The sequence below is a fragment of the Arcticibacter sp. MXS-1 genome (assembly GCF_041902385.1).
Taxonomy (GTDB): Bacteria; Bacteroidota; Bacteroidia; order Sphingobacteriales; family Sphingobacteriaceae; genus Arcticibacter.
The window spans coordinates 4,806,423-4,824,415 of the sequence record NZ_CP169244.1 but is presented as its reverse complement, the minus strand read 5'-3'; the positions used below and the strand labels follow the sequence as shown (position 1 = coordinate 4,824,415).

Genomic DNA, 17,993 nt, shown 5'->3' with positions numbered 1-17,993 from the left:
AAAAAAGTTCACCAGGGCCTTTTTTAGTGTTCAGTGCGGCCGTCGGGCTCTTCATTAACTATGCGCGAGTTGTCAGAAGCGAGCCGCTCCTTTGAGGCGAATACAATACATCCCACTTAGTAAAATTGGCAAAGCAGAATGTATCTGCTGTTCCTGTGGTAAGCCAGCTGAGGTTAAGGTTGTAAGGACTTACTAGACCACCTTTACGGCATCTGCATATCCTTTCAGCAGTTTATCCTGCGGGTCAGCGTCTGTGATCAGGTAGTGAATAGCGTTCAGATTGCAGACCTTCATCTTTTGCACGGAGTTCAGTTTTTCTGCAATGCTTACCATGGCTGTCTTCTGCGAAGCTTTGATCATCGCCTTTTTGACCTGTACGACTTCCCAGTCGGAATCTGTAATCCCTTCTTCAATTGAAATGCCGTTGGTCCCAAGGATACAGAGGTCGACTTTAATGTCGGACAAGAGACTTATCGTGAGCGCTCCTGTATTGATGTGCGAGTTCTTGGATAAATGGCCGCCTATCAGGATGACTTCTATTCCTGAGCGTTCAGTCAGTTCAAGAGCTACAAGAGGGCTGACGGTGAACACAGTGATTTGAAGGTTGTCGGGCATCAGGCGTGCTAGCTCGATTAGTGAAGTTCCGCCCCCGGCAAGTAAGACCATGCCCGGTTGTATAAGCTTGATGACCTTTTTAGCAATCTCTTTCTTAGAGTCTCTTGCGTAGACGTCATTTTCGTGAAAAGGGTAGTGGAAGGATTTTGAGAGCGCGCCTCCATATACTTTCAGCACCTTTCCACTTTCCGCCAGCTCATTCAGATCACGTCTGATCGTATCTTCCGAAACGTTAAGCTGAACACTTAAGTCTGACGAGAGGACTTTGTTGTGAAGGTTTATTTGTTTTATGATGTAAGACTGACGCTCTTCTTTTAACATTGCTTATTGGTTCAATTGTTTTTCAAATATAAGTATCGCAATTTAACTATCAAGGAGGCGAAGCGTGCCGCTCTGCTGTCCTCCATGCGCCTGAGTTTACAGCCAACCATCCTCTTCGAAATTTGTTAAGTAGCAAAGTGTAATAGAATGCGCGTATTTTCTCTTTTTACTATCTTATCTATTTGCCTGCTGGCCTGCGGGCAGAGCCCTAAAAAATCTGCAGACAGCTACAGCCCCGTGAGCAAAGAAGAGCTCGCCCGGGGTAAAGCGCTTTTCGAGCGCGAGGACTGCGGCGGCTGCCATGCAGAGAATGAAGCTATTGTAGGCCCCTCTTTTCGCCAGCTCGCAGCTGAGTATGAAGATACAGAGGCCAACTTCTCGCATCTGGCGCACATTGCCATCATTGGAGTGAAGCCAGAGCAGGGAATTTGGGGATCAAGAGAAATGACCCCACATCCAAACCTTAAACATGAGGAAGCAGAAGCCATTGTTAAGTATATGCTATCATTTCCGGCCGATCCTAACAAGCCTTTTTTGCATAACAGTAAATAGGCTGCTCTTTTTCCGGTAAATTGTATAAAGATGACGGTGGATATATGAACAATATGTAATTTCGCCTCCTAACAATTTGTTTATAATGAGAAAAAGAAACGCTTTAGTCGCATTTTTTCTGACCTGCGCATTGCTGGTTAGTACAATCGTCAGGGCCGACGAAGGAATGTGGATCCCGATGCTGATCGGGAAGAACTATGACCAGATGAAAAAGCAGGGGTTTAAGCTCACTCCTGAAGACCTTTACAGTATTAATAAGGCTAGTCTTAAAGATGCCATTGTCTCTTTTGGAGGCTTCTGTACTGGCGAGATCGTGTCGAAGAACGGTCTGATCTTCACCAACCACCATTGCGGCTATGATGCTGTTGCTTCTCATTCAACTCCCCTGGATAACATCCTCGACAATGGGTTCTGGGCAAAATCGTATGCAGAGGAAAAGCCGGTACCTGGGCTGTTTGTGAATTTTCTGGTACGAATGGAAGACGTAACGTCAAAGGTGAATGCTGCGGTTCAGGGACTTCCAGAGGCCCAGAAAGCTGCTAAGATAGAAGAGGTTGGAAAGCAAATCGCAGAGGCGGCCACTAAAGGAACAGGATATGAAGGATTTGTAAGAGATTTCTACAAGGGAAATCAGTACTTCCTCTACATATTCCAGAAATTTAATGACGTTCGCTTAGTTGGAACCCCTCCTCAGTCGATCGGAAAGTTTGGAGGTGATACCGACAATTGGGTATGGCCGAGACATACCGGCGACTTTACCGTATTCCGCGTATACGCGTCAAAAGACAACAAACCAGCCACCTACGCGGCTGACAACAAGCCTTACACCCCCAAGAAATTCCTCCCTGTATCTATCAAGGGTACAAAGAACGGTGATTTTTCAATGGTATATGGTTTCCCTGGTCGCACAGATCGCTTCCTTACCTCTTATGGTGTAAAGCTTGCCACTGAAAAAGTATCTCCAACCATTGTGAAGCTTCGTGATATTCGTCTGAAGGCCTGGAAAGAAGAAATGGACAAAGACGTAGCCACACGGCTTAAGCTTTCTTCCAAATATGCCAGCATAGCTAACTACTGGAAGTATTTCATTGGTCAGACCGAACAGCTGAAACGCCTGAAGATCTATGAGCAAAAGCAAAAAGGAGAAGCCGACTTCACAAGGTGGGCAGCTTCAAATCCAACCTATGCCGGCCTGATATCAGGGTACGAAAAGGCATATGAGGCCTACCAGCCCTTTGCTATTGAACGCACTTACATTAATGAGGGCTTTCTCGCTACCTCATGGGTAAGGCAGCTCGTAACCCTTGCTGCTGCAGCACGGCAGGGCGAAGCAAAATTCGCAGAGGCGAAAAATTACGTTTCTTCATCTCTTGGAGACTACGAAGAAACGTATAATGAAAAGGCCGATAAAAAGATCTTCGCCAAAATACACGCAGCGTTTTATAACGATCTTCCTAAGAGTCAGCATCCGAAGTTCTACACTACTATTGCGCAGGATAACTGGCAAGGGAACCCTGAGGAGACCTTTAACAAGTACGCGGAATATTTATGGAATAATTCTGATCTGATCCGGCCTGATAAGCTGAAAGCATTCCTCGCAAAGAATCCCTCCGTACCTGATTTTGAAAAAGATCCTGCTTATCAATACGCAGTAAACGTAATTCCTGCCGATTTCATTAAAGCGAACATGGGTTCTGCAGTCAGTGAGTTTGAGACTACGAAGGCTACGCTTGATAATCTTTACTTGAAGGCTCTGTTAGAGAAGAATAAAGGAAAGCTGATGTACCCTGATGCCAACTCAACCATGCGTATCACATACGGAAACGTGCAGAACTATAGTCCTAAAGACGGCATCACCTACAATACTATTACGACAATTGATGGTGTGATGCAAAAATACGTTCCGGGCGATTCTGAGTTTGATCTTCCAAAGAGCCTGATTGACGCTTACAATTCACGCAACTTTGGTCAGTACGCCGAGAACGGAACCCTGGTTGTCAACTTTATCACCAACAATGACATCACAGGAGGGAACTCGGGATCTCCGGTCATCAACGGAAACGGCGAGCTGATTGGACTGGCTTTCGATGGAAACTGGGAGGCTATGTCGGGCGATATCGCGTTCGACAAGCAGTATAAACGCACTATCTGTGTAGATTCCCGTTATGTGCTTTGGTGCATAGACGTGCTCGGTGGTGCTAAGAATATCATTTCGGAGCTTGATATCCGCAAGAATGAGCCCAGGGCCGTTACGAAGAAAGCAGTGAAAAAATAAGGGTGTTTTCAACCTCTTGGCGCTCTGCTCGGAATGGGTTGAACGTGCTTTATTAGAGTAAGATTTAACAAAAGCCTGCAATCAATACGGTTGCAGGCTTTTTATTGAAGCCTAGTCACTCGATTTATACGAGGCGTACCTCATGATCAGATACGATGATCTTCCGTTCTTTATATAGCGCACCAATCGTTTTCTTGTACGCACTTTTGCTGATCTGGAAGCGCTGGTAGATCTCTTCTGGCGAGCTTTTATCACCAAGCTCAATAACGCCTCCCGCAGCTTTTAATTCCTCAAATATTCGTTCCTTTAAGTCGAGTATGTGCTCGTAGCCAAGCGCCTGGAGACTTAAGTCGATTTTGCCGTCGGGCCTGAACCGCTTCACCCAGCCCTTGCGTACGTCACCTGGGTGCACGTAAGTAAACAGCTCATTCTGATAGAGCAAACCTATATACCTGTTGTTGATAATCGCGTTATATCCAAGGTCGGTGGGTTCGCAGATTAAAAGACTTACCTCTTCTTTCTCTTCGAGGTCGATATCCTCTTCCTCTACAAAGTCAGATAAACGGGAAGAGGCCAGCAGACGTCCGTTGCTTTCGTCGAGATAGACATACACAACGTAACTTTCTCCCTTTAGCATCTTTTTCTTTTGCTGGCGGTTTGGCACAAAGACATCTTTATCAATGCCAAGATCCATAAATACGCCATCCCTGTTTTCGTCAACTACCTTGAGGTAGGCAAAGTCGCCCACACAAGCGTGAGGCTTTTGAGTTGTACCCACCAACGTTCCTTCCTTGTTGATATAGGCGAATACATAGACGTCATCGCCTTTAGACGCGCCTTTAGGAGCGAAGTGGGCAGGCAATAGCAGTTCTTGTTCACCGTCGGAAAGTATAAATCCAGATGAAGTGCTTTCGGTTATTCTAAGGTCATTATATTTTCCGATTTCTATCATTCTGCAAATTTACAACTCGTCGGGCTCCCTTTCGTAGAAATATTCACCGGTAAGTGTAGTTTTTCCTGTGTTCATGTCCACGTTCATTTGAATTGTCATCTTGTCTGACTCGCTGAGGTCAAGATCTGCGCAGGCATTGAACAAGCCGATGATGTAATGAACCACAAATTGTCCTTTACCTTCAGGCGAGATAAGCAGTGAATCACTGCGGATCTCAGGCTGATTAATGCTGCCCCTGCTCCTGAAATAATACGCAGATAGAAGGTCGTTGATCTTATTTAAATTGTCCTGTAGTTCCAGGAACAGAATATGATGGTATCTCCCCGTTCGGATGGCATCGAGGCTCTGCTGAGATAGTTCAATTGAAATTGATTCCTGCATTTTATTGTTTTAGTGAGATTGTTCATGATTTAAGGCTTCACAACATTCCGTCGAGTTCAAAGCTGTTGATATGGCAGCTGATATGCCTTATTAATGCAAAAATACAGCCATTAGTCGTTGTATCTTTGCATTTGGTAACATACAAATATGTATAAAATGGAAAATTTCTTCGAAAGTCCGTTTAAAGGAAAAATCATCAGGGACCATATTAAAAACCCAAATATAGTCGCTGGTAAATAGTCTTACTACCCGGGATATTATCGTTAGCAGCCGTTTTCGTCAGGTCGGATTAGTCGCTTTTTTGCTGTTTCTGAAAATGAAGACTCTCGGTCTTTAGCTTTTCGAGGATTTCCATGGATCTTTTTATTCTTGTGTCGACGCTTTTTCCCGTTCGTATATAGTAGAGCAGACTGCGTTTCCTACCCGGGAGAAGCTTCTCAAACAGCTGTGCTCCCCACTCGTCTTGCAAAAGTAGTTCCTGCATCTCTTCAGGAAGTTCAAGCCCATTTTTCTTGTCGGGGTAGATCGTGACGGTAAACGGGACATCGTTTTTGAGCCGGTGCTTTTTGATTAGCTGCTTGCTCGCCATGATAACATAATTCCCATCACGGGGATTAAGGGCGCAGGGAAACTCTTCTCCGTTCTCTATAGAACAGATCACCCTTACAGCACCTTTCTCTACTCTGAATTCCTGCGCTGTTTCTTCGGGAAGGATAATTACGTGATGAATCATCGGTCCTTCGATCGGACTGAGATAAGCGGTAAATGACGTCTTTTTCATTCGGCTGCCTGCTGAGTTACCGCCTCCATCACGGCTACTCATATTCGAACTCGCCAAACTCGGAGCGGATTGTCACTTTCTTGCTTGCAGCTGCTTCCACTCTTCCAATGATGCGGGCCGGAATATTAAAGCTTTCAGAGATAGCGATAATGTCTTCAGCAATGTCGGCAGGTACGTACAACTCCATCCGGTGGCCCATGTTGAAAACCTTGTACATTTCTTCCCATGTTGTCTGCGACTCCTGCTGGATCAGTTTAAACAGGGGAGGGGCGGGGAAGAGATTATCTTTTATAACGTGCAGGTTCCCGATGAAGTGAAGAACTTTTGTCTGGGCGCCTCCGCTACAATGAACCATGCCATTGATAGACGACCGGTGCTTCTCCAGAATTTGTCTGATCACCGGAGCGTAGGTACGGGTTGGTGACAGAACCAGTTTTCCAGCTGTTATAGTTTCGCCGTTTTCCAAGGGTATGTCGTCAGTTAGTTTTTTGCTTCCAGCAAAGGTCAGCTCATAAGGCACTGCCGGGTCATAGCTCTCCGGATACTTTTCCGCTACATACTTGTGAAATACGTCATGGCGGGCAGAGGTGAGGCCATTAGAGCCCATGCCTCCGTTATATTCTTTTTCATAGGAGGCCTGACCATACGAGGCGAGGCCCACAATAACGTCACCCGCTTTTATACGGTCATTCGAAATGACGTCTTCCCTTTTCATCCTGCAGGTTACAGTAGAGTCGACTATAATAGTCCGGACCAGATCTCCAACGTCGGCCGTTTCTCCTCCGGTTGAATAAATGCCAACACCAAGCTCCCTTAATTCCGCCAATATTTCCTCTGTTCCATTGATGATAGCAGCGATCACGTCACCCGGTATCAGGTTTTTGTTTCTGCCTATAGTGGAAGACAATAAAATATTGTCCGTAGCGCCCACGCAGAGCAAGTCGTCAAGGTTCATGATAACAGCGTCCTGTGCGATGCCTTTCCATACAGACATATCGCCGGTCTCTTTCCAGTAGACGTACGCAAGTGCCGACTTGGTGCCGGCCCCGTCGGCGTGCATGATATTGCACCATTGCTCTTCTTTGCCCAATACATCGGGGATTATCTTACAAAAAGCTTTTGGAAATATGCCTTTATCAATGTTCTTGATTGCATTATGCACGTCTTCTTTTCCTGCAGAGACGCCGCGTTGGTTGTACTTGAGATCTGACATTTGAGGCAAAGTTAGCAATTTTAAGCGTTCAGCAATCGCGATTAGCGTTTGGTAATCAGCTTTCAGCAATTAGCAATCAGCTGTTGGCGGTTAGCTTTTCGCTTTTGGCGGTTCGCCATTAGCGATTCGTTATTAGCTTTCGAATTTCAGATAGTGATGTTTGCAACTGGGAACCAGCTTTAACGGTTGGCAGCCAGCAATTGGCGGTAGCGATTGGCGATTGGCAAGTTAGCTATTGATAATTGATCTTTAGTAATTGTCAAGTGCCTCTTCGTCGTTGACATCGACAGTTCATGCCTGATCTTTAGCATATGGCTCTTGCAATAAGCTATCAAACTGATGATGCTTTTAAAGCTTGTGCAATGACTGGATACCGGGCAGGAATTATGTTTCTAAGCTCCTGTCTCACAGCCTATCCCCCTTCAATCACTGCCTACAGGCCATAGCGCATAAGCCGCAACCTACAACTTTCAACGCACAACCTATAGTTCACAGCCCGCACCCCAAAAAAAGAGGCTGCATCCGTTACAGATACAGCCTCTCTATGCATTATCGTTGCTCAGCTGGTAGCTAATCGCCAACAGCTATAAGCCAATAGCCGTTTATGAAATAAAGTGCATGTGCACTTTATTTCATAAACAACAGTTCCCTGAACTTAGGCAGAGGCCATTTATCATCAGCAACAAGGCGTTCCAGCTTATCTACGTTATAGCGAATGGTTTCGAAATAAGACTTCACTTTCTCGTCATAGGCAATTGCCTTTTCTCTCGCATCTTCAATTACATTTGCCTTCTTACGTTCGTTCACCATGTCAAGCACATTCGCCCGTACCGTGTTGATGTGGTAAGATAGCTTTTTGATGATGTCAAGCTGAGCGGCGTAAGCGTCTTCGCCCAGTCCGATCTCTTTCAGGCCTTTAACATTTTCGATCAACTCCGTCTGGTAAGCAACAGAGGCTGGGAGGATCACATTATTCACAAGTTCGCCCATCACCCTTGCCTCGATCTGAAGTTTTTTGAAATAATTTTCGAGCAGGATCTCATGGCGGGCATGGATTTCACGTGAGCTGAAAACCCCTGTTTCTTCAAATAACTTTTCTGATTTCTCGGTGATCAGGACATCAAGCGCTCTTGGAGTGGTCTTGATATTTGACAGACCTCTTCTTTCAGCTTCCTCTGCCCATTCGTCGCTGTAACCGTTACCTTCAAAGCGGATCGCTTTCGATTCCTTGATGTATTTTTTAATAACGGTCATCAGGGCGACGTCTTTTTTCTCGCCTTTCTTGAGGAGCTTGTCTACCTCTACCTTAAACTTAGTGAGCTGTTCAGCCACAATCAGATTAAGGATCGTCATTGGCGCAGCAGAGTTTGCGGAAGAACCAACTGCGCGCAGCTCAAACTTATTACCTGTGAAGGCAAAAGGAGAAGTACGGTTACGGTCAGTATTGTCGAGCAGGATCTGAGGGATCTTAGGAATATTAGTCCACAGAGTAGGCTCCTGCTTCATCTTGCCGGTCAGACGCGATGTTTCAATTTCGTCTAGGACGTTGCTGAGCTGACTGCCGAGGAAGATGGAGATGATAGCCGGAGGAGCTTCGTTAGCGCCCAGGCGGTGATCGTTGCTCACAGAAGCAATAGAAGCCCGAAGAAGATCAGCATGCTCATGTACTGCCTTGATCGTGTTGACGAAGAAAGTGAGAAACATCAGGTTGTTCTTCGGAGTCTTTCCGGGAGCAAGAAGATTTTTGCCGGTATTGGTGATCAAAGACCAGTTGTTATGCTTTCCTGATCCGTTGACTCCTGCAAAAGGTTTCTCATGCAACAATACCTTGAAATTATGCCTGCGGGCCACCTTGTCCATCAGATCCATCAAAAGCTGGTTGTGGTCGATCGCCAGGTTAATCTCTTCATAAATAGGAGCGCATTCAAACTGCGAAGGCGCAACTTCATTATGACGCGTTTTTAAAGGGATGCCGAGTTTAAGCGACTCGATCTCAAGTTCCTGCATGAAGGCCAGTACGCGATCAGGAATAGAACCGAAGTAGTGGTCTTCCAGCTGCTGGTTCTTCGCAGACATATGACCGAATAAGGTTCTGCCTGTAAGGTACAAATCGGGACGGGCGTTGAACAGGGCCAGATCCACGAGGAAGTATTCCTGCTCGATACCCAGGGAGGCGTTTACTTTTTCAATGCTCTTGTCAAAATACTGAGCAACACCGACAGCGGCCTTGTCCAGTGCGCTAAGTGCTTTTAATAAAGGAGCCTTGTTGTCTAATGCTTCGCCTGTATAAGAAACGAAAACAGTAGGGATACAAAGCGTTTTGCCCATGATGAATGCAGGGGATGAAGGATCCCATGCCGTATATCCGCGTGCTTCAAAAGTGCTTCTGATTCCTCCGTTAGGAAAACTAGACGCATCAGGTTCTTGTTGCGCGAGCGCGTCGCCTGAGAACTTCTCAATTCCCATTCCATCGCCCGAAGGCTCAAAGAAGGAGTCGTGCTTTTCAGCAGTACTGCCTGTAAGAGGCTGGAACCAGTGAGTATAATGTGTTACGCCCTGACTCATTGCCCAGGCTTTCATCGCTGAAGCTACTTGTTCGGCAACTTCCCGCTCAATTCTCTCGCCCAGTATAACAGAATCAGTAACACTCTGATATGCTTCTTTTGAAAGGTACTCCTTCATTTTCCTTCTGTCGAAGACATTGCATGCATAAAAGTCGGAAATCTTTGGAGACGGCGAAGCTACATCAGGCACTGACCTGGTGAGAACGGCATTTAATGCCTGAAAACGGAGATTTGACATAGTATTATATAATTTTTCCCTTGTATTTTGTTGAAATAGAAAATTTCGGGTCAAAGATTTGGAAAATATTGCTAATATTCTAATTTCTTGGTCATCTATTTTGCCTTTTTTCTATCTTTTTTAGCCGGCCATGTTGTTTGTGAGCTTATTAGACACCGGCCTTAGGCTCTTGATGTTAAGAGTGTTGCGATATATAAGTTGTAACGTCTTTTTCCGAAAGGCGAGTTTAGTCGTTTCAGAGTGAGAAAACGGGGAGAAGCTTATGGAATCAGAGCCACAGATCCATCTTAGTGGTAGAACTAAATCTTCAAAATATGTTCACAGACAAATTTGATGTTTACAGGAGCGAGTGGCTCGAGCTTGTATTCGCTAACAGAAATCATGAGTATGGTGCCTATCAACTAAGAAAGGAATATGCCAGTAATCTTAACAAAGCCTTGCTGCTTGCCTCAATCATCTTTGTTGTTGGATTCACCATTCCCGTCGTAATCCGGAATTTTGGCGCCGATATTCCCGAGGCACCTCAACCGGCTCTAATAAGCGATGACCGTCCCATTGTGGTGGACCTGTCACATGTGAAGGAGCTGCCGCCGCCTCCCCTTCCTGCAGGTATGGAGCAGAAAATCAAGACGACTCGCTTTGTGCCGCCAAGGGTGGTTGCCGCGGCTCAGGTTACGGAGGAAATGCCGGATGTACAGACCCTTCAGAAAAGTACAATCGCTACTAAAACACAGGAAGGGATCGAAGTGCCGGCGATTGAAAGTCCTGCCTCTTTGCCTGCCACTGGCGGCGCAGGAACAGGCGAAGTGAGCACGGGAGAAGGCGACGGCCTGGTCGATTTTCACTTGGTAGAGAAATTTCCCGAATTTCCGGGAGGAGTGGAGGCTTTTGGGAACTACCTGCGAAAAAACCTTCGCTATCCTGCCTCTGCTGTGGATAATAATGTGGCAGGCCGTGTCTTCGTTAGTTTTATCGTAGAAAGAGATGGCACCCTCACAGACATCAAGGTTGTTAAAGGGATCGGTTTTGGATGTGATGAGGAAGCCGTCAGAGTGCTTAAAAAATCTCCGGCCTGGTCTCCCGGGATACAAAACAAACAGCGTGTGCGGGTGCAATACACCCTTCCGATCATGTTTTCATTAGGCGAATAGGAGAGGGGCTGTGTTTTCTTTACTTTTGCTTCAGTTTTTAAAAGACACGTCCATGAAGCTGAATGCCCCTCACCATGTTGCCATTATTTGCTCAGACTATCCGGTCTCGAAGCGTTTCTACACCGAGATATTAGGTTTGGAAATTATAGCTGAAACGTTCAGGGCCGAGAGGCAGTCGTATAAGCTCGATCTGAAAGTTGGAGATCACTTTCAGATCGAGCTCTTTTCTTTTCCTAACCCACCTGCCCGTGTATCAGGTCCGGAGGCCTGCGGGCTGCGGCACCTTGCCTTCCATGTAGATAATTTAGAATCAGTAATAAGCCGTCTCTCCGGGTACGGAGTTGCAACCGAACCGATCCGGATAGATGAGGTGACGGGCAAGAGGTTTACATTCTTTGCCGACCCTGACCAGCTGCCTCTTGAATTATACGAAAGATAGGATGGCCGATATTTTCCGCTTTAAGTGCTTTGATGTAGATCAGGCCGGTTGCGCAATGAAAGTAAATACCGACGCTGCCTTACTCGGAGCGCTGACAGAGGGCCGGCACGCCTCAAAGATCCTTGATATCGGTACAGGTACAGGCGTTGTGGCCCTGATGCTCGCACAACGTTTCCCCGACACCCATGTTGATGGGGTAGAGATCGATCCGCTTGCTGCGGCCACAGCAGAACTGAACTTCAGAAACAGTCCGTTTGATAAGCGGCTTTCACTGACATGCAGCTCTTTTCAGGATTACCTGAGGCAATCCGCAGGTAAAACCTATGATTTGATTGTCTCTAATCCCCCTTTCTTTCTCGACTCGCTAAAGAACGCCGATAGCAAGAAACAGACCGCCCGGCATGCAGATGCGACTTTCTTCAGCGAGCTGCTTGAGCTGTCGTTCCTTCATCTTAGTCCCAAGGGACAAATTTGCCTGATCCTTCCGCTGTCAACATCCGCTTTAGTGGAGGCAGAGGCTAAAAGAATCGGCTTGTTCCTTCAGTCTGAAATTGCTATCTTGTCGTTTCCCAGCTCAACGCCCCACAGAAAGATTATAACGCTCGGAACACCCGAGACGGCGGTAAGAAGCGAAGAGCTGGCGATCTACAAGGCAGAAAAGCAGTATTCCGATCAATATCGGGAGCTATTAAAGAACTTTTTGACGATCTTCTAGTTGCTTTACTTCTGGATCGTTATTCCTGAGCAGCTATTGCTCTTTTTACAGTCTAACATATTTTTCGGCTGATGCTTATTACAGCCAGCCCTTGTTCTCTAATGAAAAGAATTGGTCTTATATCAGATACCCACGGCTTCCTCGACGAAGCCGTGTTTAGCTATTTCGAAGAATGCGATGAGATCTGGCATGCCGGCGACTTTGGTAATGTTGAGCTTGCTGACAGGCTCGCAGCATTCCGGCCTTTAAGAGGTGTCTTTGGGAATATTGACGGAAAGGATGTGCGGCTTGTCTATCCCGAGACAATTCGCTTTAAGTGCGAAGAGGTGGATGTGTGGATGACCCACATCGGGGGGTATCCTGATCATTACAGTCCTGCAGTGAAGACCCTGATCTATCAGAATCCCCCTAAGCTCTTCATCTCCGGCCACTCGCACATACTAAAAGTAATATACGATAAAAAAATTGGTACTTTACACTTAAATCCTGGTGCTGCAGGCAAACAAGGATGGCATAAAATGCGTTCTTTGCTTAGATTCAGCATTTCTGACGATAAAATCCTTAATTTGGAGGCGATCGAGTTGGGAAAGAGATAATGTAAAAAATACACTAAGTATATGTCAGTAGTAAAAACGTTAGGCCAGTTTATCATTGAAAAACAAAAAGACTTCCCTTATGCCAAGGGGGAGCTATCCCGTTTATTAAGGGATATCGGTATTGCAGCGAAAATTGTAAACCGTGAGGTAAACAAAGCAGGATTAGTTGACATCCTGGGTGAGGTAGGGACTACCAATACGCATGGAGAGTCGCAGAAGAAGCTTGACGTTTTTGCAAATGAGCAGTTTATTTCCGCCTTGACTTGCGGGGGAGAATGTTGTATCGTGATCTCGGAAGAGAATGACGATCCCGTGTACATTGAATCGGAGGTTTCAAAGAATGCCAAATACATCGTGGCCATCGATCCTCTGGACGGCTCATCTAATATTGACGTGAACGTAGCTGTTGGTACTATCTTCTCCATCTACCGTCGCAAATCTACGGAGGGCAAGGCAACTATCCAGGACGCCCTGCAAAAAGGAGTGGAGCAGGTAGCTGCAGGTTATGTAGTGTACGGATCTTCTGCCATGCTTGTCTACACTACAGGGAAAGGTGTTAACGGCTTTACACTCGATCCTTCTATAGGTGAATTCTGTCTTTCTCATCCCGACATGAAGATCCCTAAAGATGGTGTGATCTATTCAATAAACGAAGGGAACTATGTGCATTTTCCCGACGGTGTAAAGAAGTATATCAAGTACTGCCAGGTGATGGATAAAGAAACCAACAGGCCATACTCTTCAAGGTACATCGGTTCCATGGTGGCAGATCTCCATCGTAATATGATCAAAGGAGGAATCTTTATTTATCCAACTACCGCGAGCGCTCCCAGGGGCAAGCTACGGCTGGTATACGAGTGTAACCCCATGGCCTTTATCATTGAGCAGGCTGGAGGAAGAGCGACCGATGGGTTTGAAAGGATCCTGGATAAGGATGTCAACTCCCTGCACCAGCGTTCTGCTATCTTCCTTGGTTCTGAAAACATGGTAAGAAAGGCGGAAGAAATGATGCGTGATTTTTCACCGGAACTAGGAAAGCTTATTGAGAAGCAAGCGGCCACGGCGCCTTCTCTGGATACTCCAAAGATCGGAGTGGTAGCTTAACTGCTCTCTGGACATCTTTAGGAGGGGTTTTCAGCCTCAAACACGGTGTCTATTAACAGACTATCTTTTTTTTGGTACGCTGCGACTGCTAAACGGTCGCAGCGTTCGTTTTCAGGGTGCCCGGCGTGTCCCTTGATCCACTGAAAGCGCACCTTGTGTATCTTATATAGCTGCAGAAAACGAAGCCAGAGGTCCTTGTTCTTTTTGCCTTCAAATCCTTTGTTCAGCCAGCCGAAGACCCATTTCTTTTCAACTGCATCCACAACATACTTGGAATCTGAATAGATGAGGACATCTTGTCCAGGCTTTTTTAAAGCGTCAAGGCCAACGATGACCGCGAGCAACTCCATCCGGTTATTGGTAGTTTTCCGGTAGCCTGCAGACAACTCTTTATAATGCTGACCAGCTCTCAGTACTACACCATATCCTCCCGGGCCGGGGTTACCGCTGGATGCTCCATCTGTAAATATTTCGATCATAAAGAGTAAAAATATCAGCGGCAAAGGTAAAAATATATTCAGCACTCCTGCTTTTCAGGAGACGATTAAACTCGCCGGGAAGTTTTTCTGGCTGGACTTTAGTTGGTTAACAAAAAAGTAAACTAAAATTTGCGTAATGCAATAATTGGCTTATTTTTGCATCCACAAAACACGGTGGATGTAGCTCAGTTGGTTAGAGCACCAGATTGTGGTTCTGGGGGTCGCCGGTTCGAGCCCGGTCTTCCACCCCACCTAAAGCCTGCAAATGCAGGCTTTAGGCATTTATGGACGCTAGGTTCTATAAGCATCCCCACTGGTGCTTAAAAGGAACAGGGACAAAAGTTGTGGAGAGAAGAGTAAAAGTAAGATATTAGCGTGCAGAAATTAGATAGATGCACGAGTCGTTTAAAGCCCTACTTCCCTTGATTATCCCTGAAGGGGTATCCGATTATTTCCAGTTGACAGATCATAAAAAAGACACTACCGGGATTCATATTTACCTGGAAGAGATCAACTCCATTCCGGTAGAATATAAGACCAACAAGTTACTCTCCAAAGGCTTCTTTGATGAAGTGATTCTGCAGGACTTTCCCATACGGGGACAGGAAGTGTATTTGCATGTTAAGCGACGTAGATGGTGGAATCTGGACACAGGTAAGGTCGTTCACCGAGATTGGAATGTTGTAGCAATAGGAACGCGGATCACCAGTGATTTCGCGGCTTTTTTAAAAGCAATCAGTCGATACCCAGCCACATAGTCTGCAGACGATCGCCTCCTTTTACGGGATCAAAGGCAAGAAGCTGCAGCGCTATTATCGCGATCAACTCAGTGAATACAAGAATTGGGAGCACCGTACCGATGCCCGTAAAGGCTTGATCTTCCCACAGAACATCGGTCCTTATCTCTCTATAGATGAGACCAGTCTTTCCCAGGGTGAGCTCTATACGGTGGTCACCAATAAAGAAGCTAGAGGCAAAAAGGGCACTCTGGTTGCTATTATGGAAGGTACCCGTTCGGAGAACATCATTCCACTGCTTCAAAAGATCCCCCAAAGACTTCGTAATAAGGTCAGAGAGATCACCTTGGATCTGGCTGGTAACATGAGTTTGATCGCTAAAAAGTGCTTTCCTTTGGCCTCGCAGGTCATTGATCGCTTTCATGTGCAGCAGTTAGCCACAGAAGCGCTACAGGAAATACGGATCAAATACCGCTGGGAAGCCATTGATGCAGAGAATCAGGCTCTGGAAGAAGCCAAAGCAACTAAAACAAACTATTCACCTGAAATACTATCCAATGGCGATACCTTGAAGCAGTTACTGGCCAGAAGCCGCTATCTGCTCTACAAGGACCAACAAAACTGGAGTGCTGAACAGGCAGAGCGGGCTTCCTTGCTCTTTGAACGATATCCTTCCCTGGAAAAAGCTTATCAGCTAACCCGGGGCTTATCCTGGATATTCAGCAACACCAAAGATAAGCTCTACGCCTTTGCAAGACTGGCCCGGTGGAACGAGAAGGTGGAGCAATCCGGCTTTAAATCTTTTAATACCATTGCCAGAACCATCAATCTCCACCACAACAATATCTTGAACTACTTTGATAACCGAAGTACAAACGCTTCAGCCGAATCTTTCAATGCCAAAATTAAGGCTTTCAGAGCTCAGTACCGAGGGGTAGGAAATGTTAATTTTTTCCTCTTCAGACTCATGAAATTATTTGCTTAGTCCACAGATTTTGGTCCAGATCCTATAAAACTTATACCGCCTATCAAAAAGCTCATCTTTCCTTTTGCGTCTGGCTAATTGATAATTCAGTATCTCGATTAATATCCCAATAACCGCTACTATAGGAGTTAAAAGAGCCGCAGACATGGCGACTGTTTCTTTACATATTTCCATAACTACTGATCTTGTTTAAATTGTAATTTGAGGTAATTGTCTCTGTTTGTTGATGCTATTACTTTAGCAAAGAGAATGTATCTTTGATCGTTTACAAGTCCACGTTTCTCCGCTTTTCACACACGGAGAAGTCCTGAAAATCACAACTCTTCTTTTGTTTAATCGCTTGATCTGGTTCTAAGCATCCTTATGCCATCTTCGCTGTCCGTGCAAAGAGAATCGGCCTTTTGTGCACAGTGAGTCCACATAAAACCTGAAATACGTGGACTTACTGTGCACTGATAGTACATTCCTGCTTTAATCACAGCGAAGCAGGTGTGAGGTTGCTCAGGAGAGGTAGCGTATCAAACATGAGAATGAAGGGCGAATGGGAGGGACGAAAGATTTGAGATGCGCGGCCTTTACAGTCCTTTCCGGTGGTTGCGACTGGCAGAAGCGTTAGAACGCCTGTTTTGAACTTGATTGCAAGGTACAAAAGAAAGCAGCTTTCCCATTGATTTCCTCCGTTTTTTTATTCTGTGCTGCTTAAAATGCAAGTCTAAGGCGCTAGTAAGGAAAATCGTATAACAGCCGTGCTACGAAAGCTTTACTGCAGTATCAAAAGGTGTTTGTTTATTATAGGGAGGTCTTTATAAACGACCGCTTGCGCATTGAAAACTAGGGTCTGTACCGATTTCCAACCACTAATTTCTCGCCCTTTAAGTCTACTTCGAATAAGCAGGGAATGCGTATGTAATGGCCATTCACGTTCTTATGACTATGTAAGGCCATCAGTTGCTTGCCCCCGAAGGTCCGGAAAAGCATGCCGTGCCCAAAATCAGGAGGGGTGACCGGAGATTTCTCCTGTATCCAGGGGCCGTCAAGGGTGCCGCTTTCAGAATATGCTACCCCTTGTGTGTAGGTGCTGTATATCCAGCTTGTCCAGATCATGCCAAGGCGTCCTTTCTCCGTCCGGAACAGATAAGGGCCGTCGGTTACCTTGTTGGGAATGTCCTTGCCGCTTTCGTCCTTTTCGCGGCTCCATGGTGAGTCGCTCGCACGGAATAATACCTTCCCTGTGCCTATAGTTCCGCTGAGGTTGGTCTTTAATTCTATCTTTTCGATTGTTCCGTTCCAGTTCTGCAGCCACTCATAGCAGTAGACCATGTACGGTTTTCCATCGCGATCGATCCAGAAGGTAGCGTCTAATGTGGGCTTGTCGGCTGGAAGGTATATCGAATCTTCCATGGGCAGATAAGGGCCTTCTGGCCGGTCGCTTACCAGTACATGACAGGCACGACGCTCAATTTCGTTTCCTCTGACTGTGTCGATCTTTACATTCCTGTTCGTGAATGTGGCAAAGTAATAGTACTTTCCTTTATAGGCGTGAATTTCGGCGGCCCATATCATAGGTTTCGGGCCCATCCAGGAATTGGGGTCTGTACGGGTGACCTGAAATGGTCCTTCCCAGAGTCTCAGGTCTTTACTCTTCCAGAGCAGGCCGCCGGTGCCGGTCATGTAATATAGCTTCGTTTTGCTGTCTGCCAGGACAAAGGGATCGCTCAAGCGAATAGAGTCGAGCGGAATGTTTTTCCTGACTGCACCCGGCTTTTGAGCCCAGCTGAAATGACTCAACAGAAGGATTATCATTGCCGGTACGACCGCAAGCCTGGTAATATATGCTATCTTATCCATTCTTGTAAATGCTTTATTTAAGTGGAGTCTGGTTATGCTAATTCATG

At 46.0% G+C, this 17,993-nt stretch carries 17 protein-coding genes, 1 tRNA gene and 1 pseudogene; 11 read left to right on the top strand and 8 right to left on the bottom strand.

What is annotated here, in order from left to right:
• Positions 1 to 192: 192 nt before the first annotated feature.
• Entirely contained in the window at positions 193 to 936 is a 744-nt protein-coding gene (locus tag ACES2C_RS20855; RefSeq protein WP_374164976.1) for a DeoR/GlpR family DNA-binding transcription regulator, read from the bottom strand.
• Between the two features lie 147 nt (positions 937 to 1,083).
• On the opposite strand from ACES2C_RS20855, the gene ACES2C_RS20850 reads away from it, so the two are divergent.
• The gene (locus ACES2C_RS20850; RefSeq protein WP_374164975.1) at positions 1,084 to 1,488 is read left to right on the top strand and encodes a c-type cytochrome; all 405 of its coding nucleotides are present in this window, start codon (positions 1,084 to 1,086) and stop codon (positions 1,486 to 1,488) included.
• 85 nt (positions 1,489 to 1,573) lie between these two features.
• Positions 1,574 to 3,763, top strand: a complete 2,190-nt coding sequence (locus ACES2C_RS20845) for a S46 family peptidase (RefSeq protein WP_374164974.1) — start codon at positions 1,574 to 1,576, stop codon at positions 3,761 to 3,763.
• Between the two features lie 124 nt (positions 3,764 to 3,887).
• Here the strand turns inward: ACES2C_RS20845 and ACES2C_RS20840 are convergent, their stop codons facing one another.
• The gene (locus tag ACES2C_RS20840; RefSeq protein WP_374164973.1) at positions 3,888 to 4,715 is read right to left on the bottom strand and encodes a S1 RNA-binding domain-containing protein; all 828 of its coding nucleotides are present in this window, start codon (positions 4,713 to 4,715) and stop codon (positions 3,888 to 3,890) included.
• 9 nt (positions 4,716 to 4,724) lie between these two features.
• The gene (locus ACES2C_RS20835; protein ID WP_374164972.1) at positions 4,725 to 5,096 is read right to left on the bottom strand and encodes a hypothetical protein; all 372 of its coding nucleotides are present in this window, start codon (positions 5,094 to 5,096) and stop codon (positions 4,725 to 4,727) included.
• A 156-nt stretch (positions 5,097 to 5,252) separates the two neighbouring features.
• On the opposite strand from ACES2C_RS20835, the pseudogene ACES2C_RS20830 reads away from it, so the two are divergent.
• A pseudogene (locus tag ACES2C_RS20830) lies at positions 5,253 to 5,333 on the top strand (type B chloramphenicol O-acetyltransferase); the annotation flags it as partial.
• Between the two features lie 52 nt (positions 5,334 to 5,385).
• On the opposite strand, the gene ACES2C_RS20825 reads toward ACES2C_RS20830, so the two are convergent.
• The 3 genes from ACES2C_RS20825 to ACES2C_RS20815 all read right to left on the bottom strand — a co-directional run bounded on the left by ACES2C_RS20825 (position 5,386) and on the right by ACES2C_RS20815 (position 9,892).
• On the bottom strand, positions 5,386 to 5,877 hold the full coding sequence (locus tag ACES2C_RS20825) for a YdeI/OmpD-associated family protein (RefSeq protein WP_374164971.1): 492 nt from the start codon (positions 5,875 to 5,877) through the stop codon (positions 5,386 to 5,388).
• A 34-nt stretch (positions 5,878 to 5,911) separates the two neighbouring features.
• Positions 5,912 to 7,090, bottom strand: coding sequence for an AIR synthase related protein (locus tag ACES2C_RS20820; protein WP_374164970.1), 1,179 nt, complete (start codon positions 7,088 to 7,090; stop codon positions 5,912 to 5,914).
• A 627-nt stretch (positions 7,091 to 7,717) separates the two neighbouring features.
• The gene (locus tag ACES2C_RS20815) at positions 7,718 to 9,892 is read right to left on the bottom strand and encodes a glutamine synthetase III (protein ID WP_374164969.1); all 2,175 of its coding nucleotides are present in this window, start codon (positions 9,890 to 9,892) and stop codon (positions 7,718 to 7,720) included.
• A gap of 314 nt (positions 9,893 to 10,206) precedes the next feature.
• Here ACES2C_RS20815 and ACES2C_RS20810 point away from each other — a divergent pair, with 314 nt between their 5' ends.
• The 5 genes from ACES2C_RS20810 to fbp all read left to right on the top strand — a co-directional run bounded on the left by ACES2C_RS20810 (position 10,207) and on the right by fbp (position 13,897).
• The gene (locus ACES2C_RS20810; RefSeq protein WP_374164968.1) at positions 10,207 to 11,043 is read left to right on the top strand and encodes an energy transducer TonB; all 837 of its coding nucleotides are present in this window, start codon (positions 10,207 to 10,209) and stop codon (positions 11,041 to 11,043) included.
• 52 nt (positions 11,044 to 11,095) lie between these two features.
• Positions 11,096 to 11,482, top strand: coding sequence for a VOC family protein (locus ACES2C_RS20805; protein ID WP_374164967.1), 387 nt, complete (start codon positions 11,096 to 11,098; stop codon positions 11,480 to 11,482).
• Between the two features lies 1 nt (position 11,483).
• Entirely contained in the window at positions 11,484 to 12,197 is a 714-nt protein-coding gene (locus tag ACES2C_RS20800; RefSeq protein WP_374164966.1) for a tRNA1(Val) (adenine(37)-N6)-methyltransferase, read from the top strand.
• A gap of 101 nt (positions 12,198 to 12,298) precedes the next feature.
• Positions 12,299 to 12,793, top strand: coding sequence for a metallophosphoesterase (locus ACES2C_RS20795; RefSeq protein WP_374164965.1), 495 nt, complete (start codon positions 12,299 to 12,301; stop codon positions 12,791 to 12,793).
• A gap of 21 nt (positions 12,794 to 12,814) precedes the next feature.
• Complete coding sequence (gene fbp, locus ACES2C_RS20790; RefSeq protein ID WP_374164964.1) at positions 12,815 to 13,897, top strand: class 1 fructose-bisphosphatase; 1,083 nt, start codon at positions 12,815 to 12,817, stop codon at positions 13,895 to 13,897.
• Between the two features lie 17 nt (positions 13,898 to 13,914).
• Here the strand turns inward: fbp and rnhA are convergent, their stop codons facing one another.
• Positions 13,915 to 14,376 (bottom strand): ribonuclease HI, encoded by a 462-nt coding sequence (gene rnhA / locus ACES2C_RS20785; protein ID WP_374164963.1) that lies wholly within the window; start codon positions 14,374 to 14,376, stop codon positions 13,915 to 13,917.
• A gap of 174 nt (positions 14,377 to 14,550) precedes the next feature.
• On the opposite strand from rnhA, the gene ACES2C_RS20780 reads away from it, so the two are divergent.
• The 3 genes from ACES2C_RS20780 (at position 14,551) to ACES2C_RS20770 (ending at position 16,098) form a co-directional block, all read left to right on the top strand.
• Positions 14,551 to 14,627, top strand: a tRNA-His gene (locus ACES2C_RS20780).
• 141 nt (positions 14,628 to 14,768) lie between these two features.
• Positions 14,769 to 15,134: a transposase gene (locus ACES2C_RS20775; RefSeq protein ID WP_374163170.1), complete on the top strand. Its 366-nt coding sequence runs from the start codon at positions 14,769 to 14,771 to the stop codon at positions 15,132 to 15,134.
• Between the two features lie 115 nt (positions 15,135 to 15,249).
• Entirely contained in the window at positions 15,250 to 16,098 is an 849-nt protein-coding gene (locus tag ACES2C_RS20770; RefSeq protein WP_374164962.1) for a transposase, read from the top strand.
• A gap of 831 nt (positions 16,099 to 16,929) precedes the next feature.
• Here the strand turns inward: ACES2C_RS20770 and ACES2C_RS20765 are convergent.
• Positions 16,930 to 17,946, bottom strand: coding sequence for a glycoside hydrolase family 43 protein (locus ACES2C_RS20765; protein WP_374164961.1), 1,017 nt, complete (start codon positions 17,944 to 17,946; stop codon positions 16,930 to 16,932).
• Positions 17,947 to 17,993: the final 47 nt, after the last annotated feature.

Bases quoted from the DNA above. Each gene is read 5' to 3' on its own strand.
- ACES2C_RS20855 (WP_374164976.1), bottom strand. From the start codon at position 936: ATGTTAAAAGAAGAGCGTCAGTCTTACATCATAAAACAAATAAACCTT.
- ACES2C_RS20850 (WP_374164975.1), top strand. From the start codon at position 1,084: ATGCGCGTATTTTCTCTTTTTACTATCTTATCTATTTGCCTGCTGGCC.
- ACES2C_RS20845 (WP_374164974.1), top strand. From the start codon at position 1,574: ATGAGAAAAAGAAACGCTTTAGTCGCATTTTTTCTGACCTGCGCATTG.
- ACES2C_RS20840 (WP_374164973.1), bottom strand. From the start codon at position 4,715: ATGATAGAAATCGGAAAATATAATGACCTTAGAATAACCGAAAGCACT.
- ACES2C_RS20835 (WP_374164972.1), bottom strand. From the start codon at position 5,096: ATGCAGGAATCAATTTCAATTGAACTATCTCAGCAGAGCCTCGATGCC.
- ACES2C_RS20825 (WP_374164971.1), bottom strand. From the start codon at position 5,877: ATGAAAAAGACGTCATTTACCGCTTATCTCAGTCCGATCGAAGGACCG.
- ACES2C_RS20820 (WP_374164970.1), bottom strand. From the start codon at position 7,090: ATGTCAGATCTCAAGTACAACCAACGCGGCGTCTCTGCAGGAAAAGAA.
- ACES2C_RS20815 (WP_374164969.1), bottom strand. From the start codon at position 9,892: ATGTCAAATCTCCGTTTTCAGGCATTAAATGCCGTTCTCACCAGGTCA.
- ACES2C_RS20810 (WP_374164968.1), top strand. From the start codon at position 10,207: ATGTTCACAGACAAATTTGATGTTTACAGGAGCGAGTGGCTCGAGCTT.
- ACES2C_RS20805 (WP_374164967.1), top strand. From the start codon at position 11,096: ATGAAGCTGAATGCCCCTCACCATGTTGCCATTATTTGCTCAGACTAT.
- ACES2C_RS20800 (WP_374164966.1), top strand. From the start codon at position 11,484: ATGGCCGATATTTTCCGCTTTAAGTGCTTTGATGTAGATCAGGCCGGT.
- ACES2C_RS20795 (WP_374164965.1), top strand. From the start codon at position 12,299: ATGAAAAGAATTGGTCTTATATCAGATACCCACGGCTTCCTCGACGAA.
- fbp (WP_374164964.1), top strand. From the start codon at position 12,815: ATGTCAGTAGTAAAAACGTTAGGCCAGTTTATCATTGAAAAACAAAAA.
- rnhA (WP_374164963.1), bottom strand. From the start codon at position 14,376: ATGATCGAAATATTTACAGATGGAGCATCCAGCGGTAACCCCGGCCCG.
- ACES2C_RS20775 (WP_374163170.1), top strand. From the start codon at position 14,769: ATGCACGAGTCGTTTAAAGCCCTACTTCCCTTGATTATCCCTGAAGGG.
- ACES2C_RS20765 (WP_374164961.1), bottom strand. From the start codon at position 17,946: ATGGATAAGATAGCATATATTACCAGGCTTGCGGTCGTACCGGCAATG.